The 18,732-nt window shown below is 69.5% G+C and carries 11 protein-coding genes; 6 read left to right on the forward strand and 5 right to left on the reverse strand.

The features are described from left to right. Window positions 1-43: 43 nt before the first annotated feature. Window positions 44-667, forward strand: a complete 624-nt coding sequence (locus ACYQ5L_RS30010) for a TetR/AcrR family transcriptional regulator (RefSeq protein ID WP_459961590.1) — start codon at window positions 44-46, stop codon at window positions 665-667. A gap of 191 nt (window positions 668-858) precedes the next feature. Here ACYQ5L_RS30010 and ACYQ5L_RS30015 read toward each other — a convergent pair whose 3' ends face one another. The 5 genes from ACYQ5L_RS30015 to ACYQ5L_RS30035 all read right to left on the reverse strand — a co-directional run bounded on the left by ACYQ5L_RS30015 (window position 859) and on the right by ACYQ5L_RS30035 (window position 7,175). Beyond that, on the reverse strand, window positions 859-2,232 hold the full coding sequence (locus ACYQ5L_RS30015) for a dihydrolipoamide acetyltransferase family protein (RefSeq protein ID WP_459961591.1): 1,374 nt from the start codon (window positions 2,230-2,232) through the stop codon (window positions 859-861). Between the two features lie 14 nt (window positions 2,233-2,246). Beyond that, window positions 2,247-3,230, reverse strand: coding sequence for an alpha-ketoacid dehydrogenase subunit beta (locus ACYQ5L_RS30020; protein ID WP_459961592.1), 984 nt, complete (start codon window positions 3,228-3,230; stop codon window positions 2,247-2,249). A 17-nt stretch (window positions 3,231-3,247) separates the two neighbouring features. After that, a complete protein-coding gene (gene pdhA / locus ACYQ5L_RS30025) occupies window positions 3,248-4,336 on the reverse strand; it encodes a pyruvate dehydrogenase (acetyl-transferring) E1 component subunit alpha (RefSeq protein WP_459961593.1) in 1,089 nt (362 codons plus the stop codon). An 11-nt stretch (window positions 4,337-4,347) separates the two neighbouring features. Further along, window positions 4,348-5,802, reverse strand: a complete 1,455-nt coding sequence (gene lpdA, locus ACYQ5L_RS30030; protein WP_459961594.1) for a dihydrolipoyl dehydrogenase — start codon at window positions 5,800-5,802, stop codon at window positions 4,348-4,350. A gap of 179 nt (window positions 5,803-5,981) precedes the next feature. Next, on the reverse strand, window positions 5,982-7,175 hold the full coding sequence (locus ACYQ5L_RS30035) for a PucR family transcriptional regulator (protein ID WP_459961595.1): 1,194 nt from the start codon (window positions 7,173-7,175) through the stop codon (window positions 5,982-5,984). Between the two features lie 117 nt (window positions 7,176-7,292). Between ACYQ5L_RS30035 and ACYQ5L_RS30040 the strand changes: the two genes are divergently transcribed. From ACYQ5L_RS30040 to ACYQ5L_RS30060, 5 genes are all read left to right on the forward strand, one after another. Then, complete coding sequence (locus ACYQ5L_RS30040) at window positions 7,293-8,090, forward strand: tryptophan 2,3-dioxygenase (RefSeq protein ID WP_459961596.1); 798 nt, start codon at window positions 7,293-7,295, stop codon at window positions 8,088-8,090. 4 nt (window positions 8,091-8,094) lie between these two features. Beyond that, window positions 8,095-9,330: a kynureninase gene (locus ACYQ5L_RS30045; protein WP_459961597.1), complete on the forward strand. Its 1,236-nt coding sequence runs from the start codon at window positions 8,095-8,097 to the stop codon at window positions 9,328-9,330. Beyond that, entirely contained in the window at window positions 9,311-10,180 is an 870-nt protein-coding gene (locus tag ACYQ5L_RS30050; RefSeq protein ID WP_459961598.1) for a PaaX family transcriptional regulator, read from the forward strand. The genes ACYQ5L_RS30045 and ACYQ5L_RS30050 overlap by 20 nt, the downstream gene beginning before the upstream one ends. A gap of 648 nt (window positions 10,181-10,828) precedes the next feature. Next, window positions 10,829-17,209 (forward strand): type I polyketide synthase, encoded by a 6,381-nt coding sequence (locus ACYQ5L_RS30055; protein ID WP_459961599.1) that lies wholly within the window; start codon window positions 10,829-10,831, stop codon window positions 17,207-17,209. Beyond that, window positions 17,206-18,636, forward strand: coding sequence for an aminotransferase class I/II-fold pyridoxal phosphate-dependent enzyme (locus ACYQ5L_RS30060; RefSeq protein WP_459961600.1), 1,431 nt, complete (start codon window positions 17,206-17,208; stop codon window positions 18,634-18,636). The genes ACYQ5L_RS30055 and ACYQ5L_RS30060 overlap by 4 nt, the downstream gene beginning before the upstream one ends. The last annotated feature ends 96 nt before the right edge of the window (window positions 18,637-18,732 follow it).

An 18,732-nucleotide genomic window follows, 5' to 3' on the forward strand; every position in this document is an offset into this window, starting at 1 on the left:
TACGCTACTCCCAGTAGCGAAACCAGGGAAGGAGTGAATTCCGTTGTCCCCCTCGCGCGACGACGACACCGACCCGGACGCCATCGACCCCCGCCGGGCCCGCTCCCGGGCGCGCCTGCTGGACGCGGCCACCACCCTGCTGAAATCCGGTGGCGTGCACGCGGTCACGATCGACGCCGTCACCAAGCTGTCGAAGGTCGCCCGCACGACCCTCTACCGCCACTTCGATTCCTCGGCCGACCTGCTGGCGGCCACCTTCGAACGCCTCGTACCGCCGGTCTCCCCGCCGCCGGACAGCGGCCCGCTGCGCGATCGGCTCATCGAGCTCATCGCCCGCCAGACCGTCCTGATCGACGAGGCCCCGGCCTACCTGACCACCGTCGCCTGGCTGGCCATGGGCGCCCCGGAATCGAAAGGTCAACCCCCGCAGACATTCACCAATCTGCGCGACCGCATCATCGAGCAGTACCGCAAGCCCTACGACGAGCTACTCGAGCTGCCCGAAGCCCGCGACCTGCTCGGCGACTACGACACCACTCTCGCCCTGTCCCAGCTGCTGGGGCCCATCGTCTTCGCCAAGCTCACCGGCCTGCGCCACTTCACCCGCGACGACTGCGCGCACCTCGTCGACGACTTCCTTCGCGCGCGCCGCACCGGCCACCCCTGACCTCGCAATGCGATCACCGGGAACTGGTGGCGGCATTCGCCAAGAAGGGTCCGCCACCAGTTCCCGGTCGGCGGCGAGTTCGCCGTCGAGGAGATCGATGATCAATGGCACCGCCCCAGGCCAACTGGTCCGGGAGTCAGACCGCGGTGAACAAGCTGAGGCCGGGGCGGTGCGCGTTCGGATGCCGCCGGTCAGGCGACGATGCGGAGCGGGTGCTCGATCAGATCCCGCAACTGCTGCAGGAACTTCGCGGCCACCGCACCGTCGATGGCGCGGTGATCGGCGGACAGGGTGACCCGCAGGATCTTGCGGACGATCACCTCGCCATCCGCCGGCCGCAGCTCGTCCTGGGCCGCACCGACCGCGAGAATCGCCGACTCCGGCGGGTTGATGACCGCGGTGAACTGTTCGATCCCGAACATGCCCAGGTTGGAGATGGTGAAGGTGCCGCCGGACATGTCCTCGCCGCGCAGTTTGCGATCCCGGGCGCGGGTGGCCTTGTCGCGGCTCTCGGCGGAGATCTCCGAGACGCTCTTGCGGTCGGCATCGTGGATCACCGGGACCAGCAGGCCGGCCGGGGTGGCGACCGCGATGCCGAGGTTGACGGCCTTGTGCCGCAGCAGCTTGTCACCGGCGAAGCTCACGTTCACCGAGGGATCGGTGCGCAGGGTGGTGGCGACGGCCTTGACCAGCAGGTCGTTCACGCTGACCTTGCCCTTGCCGGCGTCCTCGAGAGTCCGGTTGAGCTGCGTACGGAACTCGAGCAGGTCGGTGACGTCGATGGCGCTGGTCAGGTAGATGTGCGGGGCCTGCTGCTTGCTCTCGGTGAGCCGCTTGGCCGACACCTGCTGGATGGTGGTCAGCGCGACCTCGTCGTAGTCGCCCGCCGCAAGGACGGGGGCGACCGACGGAGCCGCGGCGGGTGCCACCGGCGCACTCGCGGCGGGTGCGGAAGCGAGTGCGGCGGCGGCCGATTCGACATCCTGGCGGGTGATCCGGCCGCCGGGGCCGGTGCCGGTCACGGCCGACAACTCGACGCCGAGCTCACCAGCGATCTTGCGCGCCAGCGGCGACGACTTCTTGCGCTCGCCGCCGACGGCGGAATCGGCTGCGGTAGGGGTGCTTCCATCGCCCGACGGCGGCACGGCCGCACTTTCGGCGGCCACAGGCTGCGCGGCGGGCGCGGGCTGCACGGCAGGCACAGGCTGCGCCACCGCCGCGGGCTGCGCCGCAGACCCCGATTGTGTGGCGGACACGGGTTGGGCGGCAGGAGCGGTACCGCTGGCAGCGGCTGCCGGGGCGGGCTTCGCGCCGGGCGCGGCGGCCCCGCTGCCGTCGCCCACGATGCCGATCGGCTCGCCGATCGGCACGCGCGTACCGGCCTCGGCGAGGATCTGCTCCAGCACGCCGTCCTCGTAGGCCTCCAATTCCATGAGGGCCTTGTCGGTTTCGATCTCGGCGATCACTTCACCGGCGGCGACCTGGTCGCCCACTTTCTTGAGCCAGGCCGCGATGACGCCGTCCTCCATGGTGTCGGAGAGGCGGGGCATGGTGATTTCAGGCATCGAAGTCTTTCTCCTCAGCGGCGGCGGCCGACGGCGGCCAGGGTCTCCAGCGCCGCGGTGTAGAGCGAATCGGCCGAGGGCAGTGCGATCCGCTCCAGCGGTTTGGCATAGGGCAGCGGCACTTCGGCCATGGCGACGCGGCGTACGGGGGCGTCCAGATAGTCGAACGCACCGTCGGAGATGGACGCCGCCACCTCCGCGCCGATGCCGTAGGTCAGCCAGTCGTCCTCGCCGATGACCGCGCAGCCGGTCTTGCGCACCGAGGCCACGATGGTGTCGCGATCCAGCGGCCGCAGGCTGCGCAGGTCCACGACCTCCGCCGAAATGCCTTCCGCGGCAAGTCGTTCGGCGACCTGAGTGGCCACGGTGGCCATGCGCGAATAGCCGATGAGGGTGATGTCGGTGCCCTCGCGGGTGACCGCCGCCTTGCCGATCTGGGCGGGCGGCAGATCCTCGGGCACCTCGCCCTTGGTGTTGTACAGCGACAGGTTCTCCAGGAACAGCACCGGATCGTCATCGTCGATGGCGGCCTTGAGCAGCGCGCGGGCATCGGCGGGTGTGGACGGCGCGACCACCTTCAGGCCGGGCACGAACGCGTAGTACAGCTCGATGTTCTGCGAATGCGTGGCGCCCAGCTGCTGGCCGCCGCCACCCGGGGTGCGGATGACCATGGGCACGCTGGTCTGGCCGCCGAACATGCCGTAGATCTTGGCGGCGTGATTGACGATCTGGTCCAGCGCCAGCAGCGAGAAGTTGATCGTCATGAGCTCCACGACCGGGCGCAGCCCGAGCATGGCGGCGCCGATCGCGGCGCCGACGAAACCCTCTTCGGCGATCGGGGTGTCGCGCACCCGCTTCTCGCCGAACTCGGCCAGCAGGCCGGCGGTGATCTTGTAGGAGCCTTCGAAGACGCCGATCTCCTCCCCGATCAGGAAGACGTCGTCATCGCGCCGCATCTCCTCGCGGAGGGTCTCCCGCAGCGCTTCACGGTAGGTCATGACTGGCATTGGAATCCTCAGAAGGTGAAGAGCGGATCGGCGGGCAGGCGGCGGGAATCGCCGGGCACCGGGGTGGCGTAGTTGTAGTCGAACAGGCTCGACGGATCCGGATGCGGGCTGGCATCGGCGAATTCCACCGCCGCCGCGACGCTTTCGCGGACCTCCTGCTCGATCTCGGCCACGGCCTGTTCGGTCAGCACCCCGGCCTCGAGCAGCGCCGCGCGCCAGCGGTCGATCGGGTCGTGCTCGCGCGCCGACGAAACGGCCTCGGCAGTGCGGTATTTGGCGGGATCCACCACCGAATGCCCCTTGAGCCGATGGCTGACCGCCTCCAGCAGCGCCGGTTTGCCTTCGCGGCGAGCGGCTTCGATGAGCTCGCTCGCGGCATCGCGCACGGCCAGCACATCGGTGCCGTCCACGCGCTCGCCGCGCATGCGGTACGCCGCGGCCCGCTTCCACAGATCCGGTTCGGCCGAGGACATCTCGACCGTGGTGCCCATGCCGGTGCCATTGTTGATCACCAGGAACACCACCGGCAGACGCCACAGCGCCGCGATGTTGAGCGACTCGTGGAACGCGCCGATATTGGTGGTGCCCTCACCCATCTGGCACACCACCACATCGTCGCCGCCGCGGTAGTCGATGGCCAGCGCCGCGCCGATGGCCAGCGGAACCTGGCCGCCCACAATGGCATAGCCGCCCAGCAGCCGGGTGGCGGTGTCGTACATGTGCATCGAACCGCCCCAGCCCTTGGAGGTGCCGGTGGAGCGGCCGTACAGCTCGGCCATCACCCGGCCGGGCTCGATGCCCTTGGCCAGGGCGTAGCCGTGCTCGCGGTAGTTGGTGAACAGGTAGTCGGTGGGGCGCATGGCCGCGCCCAGGCCGATCACGGTGGCCTCTTCACCCAGGTTGAGATGGCAGTAGCCGCCGATCTTGGCCTGCTGATAGGCCTGTGCGGTGCGCTCCTCGAAGCGCCGCACGAACAGCATGTCGCGGAAGTAGCCGCGCAGGGTGCCGGCGTCCTCCACGGCGAGCCGGGCGGCGAAGGCGTCGGCGGGGCGGGCCTTCGACTTGGCGGTCTTACGCGGTGCGGTGGTGGTGGTCATCGTGGGACTCCTCAACGCTTCCGCGGCGCGATGTGTACCGGCAGGCCGAGACCCACCAGGGCGGCCTCCATGCCGATCTCGCCGAGGGTGGGGTGGGCATGAATGGTGTCGGCGAGCTCGTCCAGCGTCGCCTCGAGCGCCATGGCCAGTGCGCCTTCGGTGATCAGATCACTGGCCGAAGGGCCGATGATGTGCACGCCGAGCACCTCCCGGTGCCTGGCGCCCGCCACGATCTTCATGAATCCCTCGGTGTCGCCGAAGGTCTGGGAGCGGCCCAGGGCGGCGAACGGGAACTTGGCGGTGATCACCTCGTGCCCGGCGGCGCGCGCGGCGTCCTCGGTGAGCCCGACGCTGGCGATCTCCGGGTGGGTGAAGGTGGCGGCCGGGATGACGTTGTAGTCGATGTGGGCGGGGTGGCCCGCGATCACGTCGGCGGCGGTCAGGCCCTGATGCGAGGCGACATGCGCGAGCAGTGCCTTGCCGGTGACGTCGCCGATGGCGTAGACGTGTTCGACCGAGGTGCGCAGCTGCTCGTCCACGGGAATGAATCCCCGTGCGTCGGTGTCGATTCCGGCGATGTCCAGGCCGAGGTCCGCGGTATTGGGGCGGCGGCCGACGCCGATCAGCACGACATCGGCGTCCAGCTGCCGCGCCTGCTTGCCGCCGACGGTGACGCTCAGGCCGGAGGTGCTCTCCGCGATCGCCTCAACGGTCGAGCCGGTGAGCACGGTGATGCCGCGCTTGCCGAACGAGCGGCCCAGTGCGACGCCGATCTCCTTGTCCTCCAAGGGAACCAGGCGATCCTGCAACTCGACGACGGTGACCTCGGTGCCGAAGGTGGCGAACAGGCTCGCCCACTCCGCGCCCACCGCGCTGCCGCCGACGACGACCAGGCGGCGCGGCACCTCGGTCAGGCCGAACGCGCCGTCGGAATTGATCACGCCGGGCAGGTCGGCGCCCGGGATGGGCAGCCGGGCCGGGGTGGAGCCGGTCGCGACGATGACATCGCGGGCGCTGATCTCCCGGACCCGGTTCTCGGTCGGCGCGGCGGCATAACGGGGACCGCCGGCGAAGACCGGCGACGGGCCGGCCTCGTACACCTGCACGGTGGTGGGACCGGTGAACCGGGCGTGGCCCTCGATGACGGTGACGCCATTGGCCTTGAGCAGGCCGGCGACGCCGTCGGTCAGACCCTTGACGATGCCGTCCTTGCGCTGGCGGACGGCGGCGAAATCGAAGCGGACATTATCGGCGTGCACGCCGAAATCCGCGGCGGCGGTGACGGTGTGGAAAACCTCGGCGGAGCGCAGCATCGCCTTGGTGGGGATACAACCCCAGTTCAGGCAGACCCCGCCGGGTCGCTCCTTCTCCACCAAGCCCACCGACAGGCCCCGTTGGGCCGCGCGGATGGCGGCCACATAACCGCCCGGGCCGCCACCTATCACCAGCAGCTCGAAGTCAGGCACTCGTGGTGCTCCTCACTCAACGTGCCACGCACCCGGATTGTGGTGCGGGTCATTCCGTCGAGTCTTGGCCTGACGGGCTGCACAATCAAGCACGCGGAAGCCCAGTAATCGGGCCTTGAAATTGGGCGCAGCGCCCAATATTGACTCGCCAGTAGGCGGCCCTGCGGTGGCCCTCGGGATCAGGCCCGGTCGAGGTCGAGCGCCGTGAGGGCGAGGGAGAGTTCCAGATACGAGCGCTGCCCCTCGAGCGGCCGCCCGAGCAACTCGGTGACGCGCTGCAAGCGATTGATCACCGTATTGCGATGGCAGTGCAAGCGGGTCGCCGCGTGCGCGGCCGAGCGGTTCTCCGCCAGCCAGGTCGAGAGGGTGCGCAGCAGGATCTCGCGCTCCTTGACCGGCAGGGCGAGCACCGGGCCGAGGGTGTGCCCGACCAGCAGCTCGCGTAGGTCGGGCGAACGCACCAGCAGCGCTTCGGGATAGCGCTCGTCCAGCGCCATCAGCCCGTTCGCCGCACGCGGCAGCGTCTCCAGGGCGAGCAGGGCCAGCGCGTGCGCGGAATTCACCTGCGCCAGACCGGGAACTGCGGGCGATGCCCCGGCCCGGCCGCGTACCAGGGGACGCAGCCGGTGCAGCACCGCCTCCGGATCGTGACGTTCCAGCGAGACCAGCCCGATCGTGGTGTCGACCCGGCTGTGCCAGACCGAGCGAATGCCCCACGCGGACAAGGCGGTTTCCGGTCCGGCGAGCACGGCCCGGCCGTCCGCGCGGGCCTGTGCGGCCACCACCAGGTACGGGCCCTGCGCGGGCAGTTCCAGCTCGCGGGCGGCCCGGGCCGCGAAGGTGGCGTCGTGCGCGCGTCCGCCCAGCAGGTCCTCGATGAGGGCGTGCCGGTGCCGTTCGTCGCGGCGTACCTGCTCGAGTTCGGTATTGCGGTAAGAAGTGACCAGTGCCGAGGACAATCCGTCGACCACCGCCCACATGGCGGTCCCGGCCTCGCGGATGTCCTGCGGCCCGACGCCATCGGCCTTGTCCAGCAGCGCTTCCCACACGATGCCCCCGCCGAGGCGGAAGGTGCGCAGCATGGCCTCCAGCGGCACGCCCTGTTCGGCGCGCTGCTTGCCGATCGCGGCCGCCACATCGTCGTGCTCCGGATCGCCGTCCGCTCCGCCGAGCAACTCCAGGATCCGGGTCAGATATTGCCGGCAGCCGTCGCGCAGCTGGGCCCTGGGGACGGAGGTGTAGTCGGTCCACTCGGGGTTGTCGGTGAAGATCGCCGACAGCAATCGCTTGGTCAGCACGGGGATATCGGCCCGGCGAGCATCCGCGAGCCTGCGGGTGCTGGGGGTCGAATGCGCTGGTAGCGGCGATGCCATGACAGCCAACCTACCTTTTGCCGGGCGGATCGAAACCGATATGACATTTTCATGCCGGGCGTCACGAGTATGTACTACCGTCGAGAGGGTCAGCATCGGATGACCGGGGAACCTGCCATGACTCTCACCTACAGCTCCTATCTCGAGCTGCCCACGCTGCTCGGCGCCCAGCATCCCGTCAGCACGCCCCCGCAGCACGACGAAATGCTGTTCATCATTCAGCACCAGACCACCGAGCTCTGGCTCAAGCTGGTGCTGCACGAACTGCGCGCGGCGCGGTCGGCATTCGAGGCCGATGAGCCGGAGGTCGCGCTCAAGGCCATTGCCCGGGTCAAGCACATCCAGCGGACGCTGACCGAGCAGTGGTCGGTGCTGGCGACGCTGACGCCCACCGAGTACTCGCGGTTCCGGCGGTTCCTCGGGACGTCCTCCGGGTTCCAGTCCCATCAGTACCGCGCCGTCGAGTTCCTGCTCGGCAATAAGAATCCGGCGATCCTGCCGGTGTTCGCGGCCGATGCGCGGGCACGGGCGGAGCTGGAAGCGCTGCTGGCGGAACCGACGCTGTACGACGCGTTCTGGCGGCACCTGGCGCGCACCGGGCTGGCGGTGCCCGAATCGGCGCTGGCGCGCGATGTGGCCGCGCCGTATGCGCAGAATCCGGAGCTGCTGCCGTTGGTGAAGTCCATTTATCAAGCCCCGCACGAGCATTGGCCGGTGTACGAGGCCTTCGAGGAACTGGTCGATCTGGAGGAGAACTTCCAGCTGTGGCGGTTCCGGCATCTGCGCACCGTGCTGCGCACCATCGGCGCCGCGCGCGGCACCGGGGGATCCAGCGGCGCCGGATTCCTGCAGCGCGCCCTGGACCTCAGCTTCTTCCCGGAATTGTTCGCCGTCCGCACCGAAACGGGGATCTGACGCCATGACCACGGCACCGACCGACTTCGCCACCCGCGCGAGCACGCTGGACGCGGAGGATCCGCTGGGCGATTTCCCACGCCGCTTCGTGGGCAGTGATGATCCCGAGATCGTCGCCTATCTGGACGGCAATTCGCTGGGCCGCCCCACCCGCGGGACCGCCGAGCGCCTGGCCGCGTTCGTGACCGACGCCTGGGGCGGGCGGCTGATTCGCGGTTGGGACGAGGAGTGGTTCGAGCTGCCGCTGACGCTCGGCGACCGGATCGGCGCGACCCTGCTCGGCGCGGCTGCGGGACAGACCACCATCGGCGATTCCACCAGCGTGCTGCTGTACAAACTGGCCCGCGGCGCGCTCGCGCTGCGGCCCGGGCGCACCGAGATCGTGCTGGACCGCGACAACTTCCCCACCGACCGCTATCTCATGGAGGCCATCGCCGCCGACCTGGGTGTCACGCTGCGCTGGATCGATGCCGACTTCGCCGGTGGCGTCACCGCCGAGGAGCTGGCCGCCGCGGTCTCCGAACGCACCGCCCTCGTCGTGCTCAGCCACGTCGCCTACCGCTCCGGTTACCTGCTCGACGCGCCCGCGATAGCGTCCGTCACCCACGATGCGGGCGCGCTGCTGCTGCTCGACGTCTGCCATTCGGTGGGCTCGGTGGAGATCGAACTCGATTCCTGGGGTGTCGATTTCGCGGCGGGCTGCACCTACAAATACCTCAATGGCGGCCCCGGCTCCCCCGCCTTCGCCTATGTCGCCGCCCGGCACCTCCCGCACTTCCGGCAGCCGATCTGGGGGTGGATGGGCCGCGAGAACCCCTTCGAGATGGCGCAGGGCTATATCCCCGCCCCCGGTATCCGGCGGGTGCTCAGCGCCAGTCCCGGCATTATCGGCATGCTCCCGATCCAGGACATGCTCGACCTCATCGAGGAGGCCGGTATGCCCGCCGTGCGCGCGAAATCGCTGGCGCTCACCGCATTCGCCCTCGACCTCGTGCACGACTGGCTGATCCCGCGCGGCGTGACCATCTCCTCACCCCTGGATCCGGCCCGGCGCGGCGGCCACGTGACCATCGACCACCCCGCCTTCCGTGAGATCACCGCGCGACTGTGGCACCGTGGTGTGATGCCCGACTTCCGCCGCCCGCACGGCATCCGCCTCGGCATGAGCCCGTTGAGCACCACCTTCCGCGAAGTCCTCGCCGGTATCACCGCCGTCCGCGATGAACTCGACGCGAGCTGACGCCGCGCCCGCCACCGCGAGCGCCATCCTCGACGATATCGACGCCCGCCCCGGCAGCGTCACCTCCCTGGCCCGCACCGTCCTCGGCCTCTACATTCGCGACCTCGGCGGCTGGATAGCCATCGCCGACTTCAGCGCCCTGATGGCCGGTCTGGGCGTCCCCGAACAGAGCGCCCGCACCGCCGTCGCCCGCCTCAAGGTCAAAGGCGTTCTCGACCCCGAAACCCGTTCCGGCCGCAGCGGTTACCGCCTCACCCCCGCCGCCGAAGCCATGTACACCCGCGGCGACCCCCGCATCTACGGCTTCCGCCAGATGACCGAATCCGATGCCTGGCACCTGATCTCCTTCACCATCCCCGAATCCGCACGCCCCGCCCGCCACCAACTCCGCCGCCGCCTGACCTCCATCGGCTGCGGCACCGTCTCCCCCGGCCTCTGGATCTGCCCCCACTACCTGGCCTGCGAAGCCACCGCCATCATCACCGCCCTGGACCTGGACCCCTACGTAACCACCTTCCGCGCAACCGATCTCACCATCCCCGACACCCCCCGAGCCGCCGCCGCCCGCTGGTGGGACCTCACCACCCTCGCCGACTTACACCGCTCGTTCCTCGAAAACCACCACGCCATCACCCAAGCCGGCGACCTCACCGACGAACAAGCCTTCCGCCTCTTCGTCCCCCTCCTCGACGAATGGCGCATCATCCCCTACCTCGACCCCGGCCTCCCCGACGCCATGCTCCCCACCGACTGGCCCGGCCCCGCCAGCGTCCGCCTCTTCGCCGAAGCCCGAACCCGCTGCCTGGAACCCAGCCGCCGCTGGGTCCGATTGCACACCCTCCGCCGATGACTTGTGGCTCCGGCGGTAATCGCACTCTCGCACCGGCCCAGCAATGCCCTCGATGCCACGCTGCCGGCTGATGACGGCGGCGCGCTCGGCGTCGGTGAAGACCCCGGTCTCCCGCCACACGGCCACCAGATCGAGGCGCGCAGCGGTCTGCTCGTGCCGATGGGTCGAACAAGAGCTGCCGGCGACCCGATTCCTGTGACATCGGTGCTGAATTGTCTTGGACGGCAAGGACTGTCGGGCCGGAAAGCGTAGGCGATGAGCTGGCGCAATGCAATGGCGAGGGGAAATGTGATTTGACACAAAGCTGTCCGGTTGCCGTGTGACTACTCTCGGGTAATCTACCGGCCAGTAGGCTGATCTGGGTACGGGTCAGCATGCGTTCGAAGGACGGTCCGGTAGGCAGGTCGGATCGGGCACGGCAGGGTAAGGGGCACGCAGCGTGATATCGGTGAGATGGTGCGGGTTGTCGCCGGAGCGTTCGCGTACGACCCGACCGAGGCTCCGTGTTCCCGGCGAATCGACGGCAATGGGCCGGAAATGAATGTTGCTGCGCGCGGCCCGGTGTGGGGCGTCGCGTTGTAGCGGTCTCGCGGGATGCGATCCCGCACATCACTTCTCGGGGGGATTCGAGTTTACCGAGGAGACTCAGTGTCTGACATTGCCATTGTCGGTATCGGATGCCGTTACGCAGGCGGCATCGATTCACCGGAATCCTTCTGGGAGTTCGTCGCCGGCAAGCGCGACGGCGTCGTGGACATTCCGGCGGAGCGTTGGGACTACCGGCGCTATTACGATCCCGACAAGCGAACGCCCGGGCGCATGTACACCAAACGCGCGGCCTTCCTGACCGGTGATCCCTGGGAATTCGATCCCGACTTCTTCGGAATCTCGCCCCGCGAGGCGACCTCGATGGACCCGCAGCAGCGGGTGGTGCTCGAGGTGTCCTGGGAGGCCCTGGACGACGCCGGTGTCGCGGGCCGGGTCGCGGGGACGCCGCTCGGGGTGTTCGTCGGCGCGTTCACGCTGGACCAGCTCGCGGTCTCGGTGGCCGATGCCGCCCTGCCGCACGTCGACATGCACACCGCCGTCGGCGCGTCGTACACCATGCTGTCGAACCGAATCTCCTACGTGCTCAACCTCATCGGACCCGCGATCACCGTCGACACGGCGTGCTCGTCGTCACTGGTCGCGCTGCACCTGGCGTGTCAGGCGATCGAGAGCGGCGACTGCGAGGTCGCGCTGGCCGGCGGCGTCACCATGCTGATGCAGCCGGAACCGTTCGTCTCCATGTGCAAGGGCGGCTTCCTCGCCGCCGACGGCCGCAGCAAGCCGTTCGACGCCTCGGCCGACGGCTACGGCCGCGGCGAGGGCGCCGGCATGGTGGTGCTGAAGAAGCTGGCCGACGCCGAGCGCGACGGCGACCGGATCTACGCGGTGATCAAGGCGACCGGCTCGAACCAGGACGGCCGCACCACCGCGATCACCGTGCCCAATGCCGATCTGCAGGAGGAGCTGGCGAAGACGGTGACCCGCCGCGCGGGCATCGAGCCGCACGAGGTCACCTATGTCGAGGCGCACGGCACCGGAACCCCGGTCGGCGATCCGCTGGAGCTGCGGGCCATCGGCCGGGCCTACGGCTGCGTGCCCGGCCGCACGGCGCCGGTGGGCGTCGGCTCGGTGAAGGCACAGCTGGGCCACACCGAAGCGGCTTCCGGTATCGCGAGCATCATCAAGTCCGCCCTGGCCATCTCGAAGCGGACGATCGCCCCGCAGGGCTGGCTGGAAACACCGAACCCCGACATCCCGTTCGACGAGCTCGGCATCAAGCTGCAGCTGGACCTGCAGCCACTCGGCCCCGAGGTGGAGCGAATGACGGTGGCGGTCAACGGATTCGGCTACGGCGGCACCAATGCGCACGCGATCCTGCAGGAGTACGCGGGCGCCGGACCCGGGCACGAGCCGAAACACTTCGGCGTACTGCCGATCTCGGCGCGATCCGAGCAGGCCACCCGCGAACTGGCCCAGCGCTTCGCCGAACTCATCGCCGACGGCGCCGAACCGAGCCATCTCGCCGAGGCGGCGTGGACCCGCCGCCAGCATCATCCGATTCGCACCGCGGTGACCTTCGGCGACGACACCGAATTGGTGCGCGCCCTGGTGGAATTCGCCACCGGATCCGGACGCGGCGCCACGCGCGTCATCGGCAGCAAGGCCGCCGAGCCGGTCTTCGTGTTCACCGGAATGGGACCGCAATGGTGGGCCATGGGACGTGAACTGCTCGGGGCCGGTGGCACCTTCGCCACCGAGGCGGCCCGGATCGACGCCGTGTTCCGGGAGATCTCCGGCTGGTCGATCGTCGAGGAACTGCTGCGACCGGAAGAGGAGTCGCGAGTCACCGAGACCGCGGTCGCCCAGCCCGCCAACTTCCTGGTGCAGGTCGCGCTGTTCGCCCTGCTGCGCGAGCTCGGCGTGACCCCGGCGGCCGTGGTCGGCCACAGCGTCGGCGAGGTGTCCGCGGCCTACATCACCGGCATGCTCTCCCTGCACGACGCCCTGCTGGTCAGCTACCACCGGGCGCGATTGCAGGCCACCACCGCGGGCTCCGGCGGGATGCTCGCGATCGGGTTGTCCGAGGCGGCCGCGCGGGAACTCATCGACGGCGACGACCGCATCGATATCGCGGCGATCAACAGCCCGACCGCGGTGACGCTGGCCGGCGACGAGCAGCGACTGGACCTGATCGCGGAAACCCTCACCGCACAAGGGATTTTCGCCAAGCGGCTGCACGTCGAGGTGCCCTATCACAGCTACCTGATGGAGCCGATTCTCGACGAATTGCGCACGGCCCTGGCCGATCTCACCGTCTCGAAGCCCACTGTCCCGCTGTACTCGACGGTCACCGGCGCACCGGTGACCGAGGCGGACTGGGACGCGGAGTACTGGTGCGGGAACGTCCGTCAACCGGTTCGCTTCGCCGACGCGATCACCGCGCTGATCGGCGCGGGCAGCCGGGTGTTCCTCGAGGTCGGCCCGCATCCCGTGCTGGCCGCCAATATTCGCGAGATCCTGCTGGGCGCGGGCGAGACGGGCACCACCGTCGCCACGCTCAACCGGAAGCAGACCGATGCGGACAGCATCCGGCAGACCATCGCCGGGCTCTACACCGCGGGTGTGCTCGATATCGACGCGCTGTTCGCCGGAACCCCGGTCACCCCGCACATCGGCCTGCCGCGCTACCCGTGGCAGCGCACCCGGCTGCGCAATGAGATCCCGGAATTCCGGCAGCGCCGGCACGGCACCCCGGATGCCTACCCCATGCTCGGGGATCCGGATCTGGACAACCCGTCGACGGTGTGGACGGTGCAGCTGAGCGTCGCAGCGCTGCCGTGGCTGGATGATCACGTGATCGGCGGCGCCCGAATCCTGCCCGGCGCAGCGTATGTGGATGCCGCGCTGAGCGCGCTGGCGCTGCGCGCGGATGCCACCCGGGCCGCCGTGGAAGACGTGCATTTCATCGCCCCGCTGATCATCGACGAGGGTGAGGCGCCGATCGTCGAACTCCGCGTGGAAGAGTCGACCGAGCGGTTCACCATTCGCTCCCGGGGCGCGGCGGGCACGGTCTGGACGGTGCACGCCACCGGACGGTTGATCACCGGCGTCTTCGAGCCGACCAAGGTCGACGTACCCGATATCGAGGAGATGCAGGAGGTCGACCCGGCGGCGTTCTACGCCGGCCTGGCGGCCCGGGACCTGCACTACGGCCCCGCATTCCAGCGCGCGACCGCGGTGCGGATCTCCGGGTCCACGGTCGTGTCGACCCTGGACGGCAGCATCGCCCGCGACTCCGGCCATTTCGCGCACCCGTGCGTCGTGGACGCCGCCTTGCAGAGCGTGGCCGCGCTGCTGGCGGGCACCGGCGCGAGCGCCGAATTCAAGACCGGCGGCGCCCAGGACGGCGCGATGGTGCCGGTCGGCGTCACCCAGGTGCGGGCGTTCGCGGCCATTCCGGACGAAGTGACGGTGGTGGCGCGCCTGGATGTCACCGGCACGCAGCCCACCGCCGATATCGACCTGCTCGATGCCGAGCACAATGTCGTCCTGCAGATCATCGGCATGCGATTCGGCTCGATCGCACCCGGACGCGGTCCGCTGCAACGGATGTCGGACTTCTTCTACGAAGACCGCTGGGAGCTGCGGGATCCGGTCGACACCGCCGGGCTGCCCGCCGCCGCCACCGCGTTCACGCTGATCGTCGAACTCGGCGCCGCGGCCGGGGAGCGCGCCGCGCAGGTGGCGCGGACCGCTGCCCGCGCGGAGGTGCTCGCGGTCGGTGATCCGGCCCGCACCGACCTGGAAGACGTGCTGCGCGAACGACTTCGGGCCGCGGCCCGGCTCGACGGCATCGACCGCGTGCACCTGGTCGTGGTGGCCGGCTCGGACTACTCGGATATGGACAATCTGTGGACGCTGCGCAGGCTGGCCGTCACCGCGGACGAATTCCTGGACGCGTGGCTGGACGAGCGCGGCGACGAGACATCGATGACCGGCGACGGGTCGATCCACGCCACCCTCATCACCGAGCAGGCCTTCGCCCATCCCGAGGGCGACGCCCTGCCGAATCCGGGTCATGCCGCGCTGGCCGGCGCCCGCCGGGTACTGCTCAATGAGCAACTGCGGCTGCGCTGGCGGCTCGTGGACGTCGAATCCGAGGTCACCGACGCCGATCTCGCGGCCGAGCTCGCCATCCCCGGCGCCTTCACCTATGACAATTCCGATGAGGTGTTCCTGCGCAACGGCCTGCGCTGGGTGACCGTGGTCGACGCCTCGCTGCCCGGCCGGATCGAGGCCCTGGATCAGGCCACCCCGCTGGATGATCCCGAGGCGAACTTCACCCTGGAGGTCCCCAAGTCGCGGGTGCTCTCCCGGCTCGGCTGGCGCCGCTGCGACCGGCGCGCCCCGGAGGCGGGCGAGGTCGAGGTGCGGATGCGGGCCATCGGCCTCAACTACAAGGACCCGCTCAAGGTGCTCGGCGTGCTCGGTGAACGCGACCTGGCCGGAACGTTCTTCGACACCACGCCGGGTATGGAGGGCACGGGCACGGTGGTCCGGGTGGGCGCGGGCGTCACCGATATCGCCGTCGGCGACCAGGTCATCCTGGTGTCGAAGGGCCTGATGAGCCGCTACCACACCACCGAGCGCGACCTGCTGTTCCCGGTCGACGCGCACGCCGAACCCGGCCATTGCAGCAGCAACACCGCGTTCTCCACCTCGGAGTACGCGCTGCTCGAGCTGGCCCGGGTGCAGCAGGGCGAGGTCGTGCTGGTGCACGGCGCGGCGGGCGGTGTCGGCGCGGCGGCGGTGCAGATCGCCAAGCTGCACGGCGCCGCGGTGATCGGCACGGCCAGCACCGACGAACGGCGCGCGTACGTGCTCGCCCAGGGCGCGGACCATGTGCTCGACTCGCGGTCGCTGAACTTCGCCGACGATGTGCTCGCCCTTACCGACGGCCGCGGCGCCGATGTGGTGATCAGCACCGCGCCGGGTGAGATCCTGCGGCAGAACTTCAAGGCCGTGGCCGAATTCGGCCGCATCGTGGAGATCGGCAAGGCCGATATCTACACCGGCGGCATGCTCGATATGCGGCACTTCGACAAGAACGTCTCCTATCACTCCTTCGACCTGGACCGGATGCTGGCGCGGCGGCGCCGGGCGACCATCGAACTGGGGCAGCGGGTCAATGCGAAGCTGGACGCGGGAACCTATCGGCGGCTGCCGTACACGCTGTACGACACCAACGATGTGGCACGGGCATTCGAGGACGTCGCCCGCTCGAGCCAGCTCGGCCGCATCGTGCTGAGCCTGGAAAGCGATGCGCCGCTGGTGCGTCCGCAGATCCCCGAGGTCACCGTCGATCCCGCGGCGCAGTACCTGATCACCGGCGGCTTCGGCGGCTTCGGCCTGGCGATCGGGCGCTGGCTGGTCGGCAAGGGCGCAACGCATCTGACCCTGCTCGGCCGCGGCGGCGCCCGGACCGAAGCGGCCCGGCGGCAGCTGGCGGCCTGGCGGGCGCTGGGCGTCGAGGTGGTCACCGAACTGGTCGACGTCACCGACACGGCGGCCATGGCCGCGGTCGTGAGCCGGGCGCACCGCCCGGAACACCCGCTGAAGGGCGTGTTCCACACCGCGGGAATCGTTGACGACAAGCGCATTTCGGTAATGGATCGCGACAGCCTGGCCTCGGTGTTCGGCCCGAAGATCGACGGCGTGCGCGCGCTGCTGCACGGGATCGACACCGCCGGAGCCGAACTCGATATGTTCGTGCTGTTCTCCTCCGGCAGCGCGATCTTCGGCGGCATCGGCCAGTACTCCTACACCGCGGCGAATATCGCCTTGAACGCCGTGGCCGACCGGATCGTCCGCGGCGGCGGGAACGCGCTCGCCGTCGGGTGGGGGCATATGTCCGGCGGCGGCATGGCCGAGGCCGACGAGAACCTGGCGCGCTACCTGATCACCACCGGGTTCGATACCGTCGATATGGACGAGGGCACCGAATTCCTGGAGGCGGCACTGACGCTCGGCCTGCACCATCAGACCGCGATCATTCCCGTCGACTGGGGCAAGGTGGTCGCCGGCGGACCGCACTTCGCGCGAACCGGCCGCATGATCGAGCAGATCGCGGCCTCGGCCGAGGACGATTCGGCCGCCTCGCAGCTGGTTTCGGCGCTGCGCGAGCTCGACGAGGGCAAACGCCGGGATGTGGTCGCGCACATGCTCGCCGAGCAACTGGCGGTGGTGATGGGTGTCGCCGCGGATTCGATCGATCTGACCGTGCCGGTGCCGGAGCTCGGGCTCGACTCGCTGATGGCGGTGGAGTTCAGCGCCCTGGTGACGAAGGCGCTCGGTGTCGATCTGACGACATTGAAGATGGGGCGCTCGTTCACCCTGGAGCAGGCGGGCGCTCAGGTCGCCGAGTTCTTCGTCGCGGGCACCTCCGCGGCCGGAGCGCAGCAGAGCGGGGTGATCGCATGACCGAGTCGGCGCGCGATCTGGCCCGGAAGCTGCTGGCGGGCACTGCGGCAACACCTGCGGCGGGTGCGAGCATCCGCCCGGCCGGTGCGAGCGGGACCGCGAGCGGCGCGAGCACACCGCGTCCCGCCGTGTCGGTGGCGCCCACGGCGCCGACCACATCGGCCCCGAAGGCGCGGCGGGGCCCCGGCCGCCAGTTCGCCGATCATCCGGAAGTGGCTGCCGCCGTGCGGAAATGGGCGGCCATCGACGCGATCACCGCGCAGTCGGACATGGCCAACCCGCTGTTCCTGCCGCGGAACAGCCCCAACGACACGGTGATCCGGGCGCTGGACACCGAGCTGGTGAATTTCAGCGCCTACAACTACCTGGGGCTGGCCAACCATCCCCGGGTGATCGACGCGGCCAAGCAGGGCCTCGACCGGTATGGTGCGTCGGCCGCGGCCAGTCGCATTGTCGCGGGCGAGATTCCGCTGTACGGCGAGCTGGAGCGGCGCTTGGCCGAGATCTACCAGGTCGGCGATGCGATGGTGACCACGAGCGGCTACCTGACCAATGCGGGCGTCATCGGATTCCTGCTGGGCGAACGCGATGTGGCCATTTGCGATGCGCTGATCCACGGCAGCGTCGTCTCTGGTACGCAGTGGGCCGGATGCCGCCGGATCAACTTCCGGCACAACGATCCCGAGTCGCTGCGTTCGGTGCTGCGCATGTCGCGGTCGGGCTTCGATCGGGCGCTGGTGGTGATCGAAGGTCACTACAGCATGGACGGCACCGTGGGCCGGGTCGACGAATTGGCGGCCATCGCACGGGAATACGACTGCGCGGTCATGGTCGACGAGGCGCATTCGTTCGGCGTGTTCGGAGCGCACGGGTTCGGCATGCGGGAGCACTTCGATATGGCCGGCGCCGATGTCGACATCTGGATGGGCACGCTGTCGAAGGCGCTCGGCAGTTGCGGCGGCTTCATCGCCGCCGACGCGGATCTCATCCGAGCGATGAAGGCGAGCGCCCCCGGCGTCGCCATGCTCACCGGAGGCCCTGCACCGTCGACCATTTCGGCCGCGCTGGCCGGGCTCGACGTGCTCACCGAGGAACCGCAGCGGGTCGCCCGGCTGTGGCACAACACCACGCTGTTCAATGCGGCGCTGCGGGAACGCGGCATCGACCTCGGGGTGTCCCAGGGCACCCCGATCTGCCCGGTGATCGTGCCCGGCGAGATGCGCGCCGGATTCGTTTCGGCGACGCTGCTGCAGCGCGGGGTGTACGCGGGCGCGATCTCGGCTCCCGCGGTACCGGTCGGCAAGGAGCGGCTCCGGTTCTTCGTCACCTCGGAACACACGGAGCGACAGCTCATCTCGACCGCCGACCTGCTGGCCGAGACCATTGCCGAGGCGGCGCGAATCCCGGAGCACGCGGCCGCGGTCTGAGCGCGGCCGCGGCGGAATGAACATTTGGACCTGATCGACGAGGAGTTCGGCCCAGCATGAGCAATCCCGGCACCGGTAATCCGAGCACCAGCAACG

This window comes from Nocardia sp. IFM 10818 (assembly GCF_054655275.1).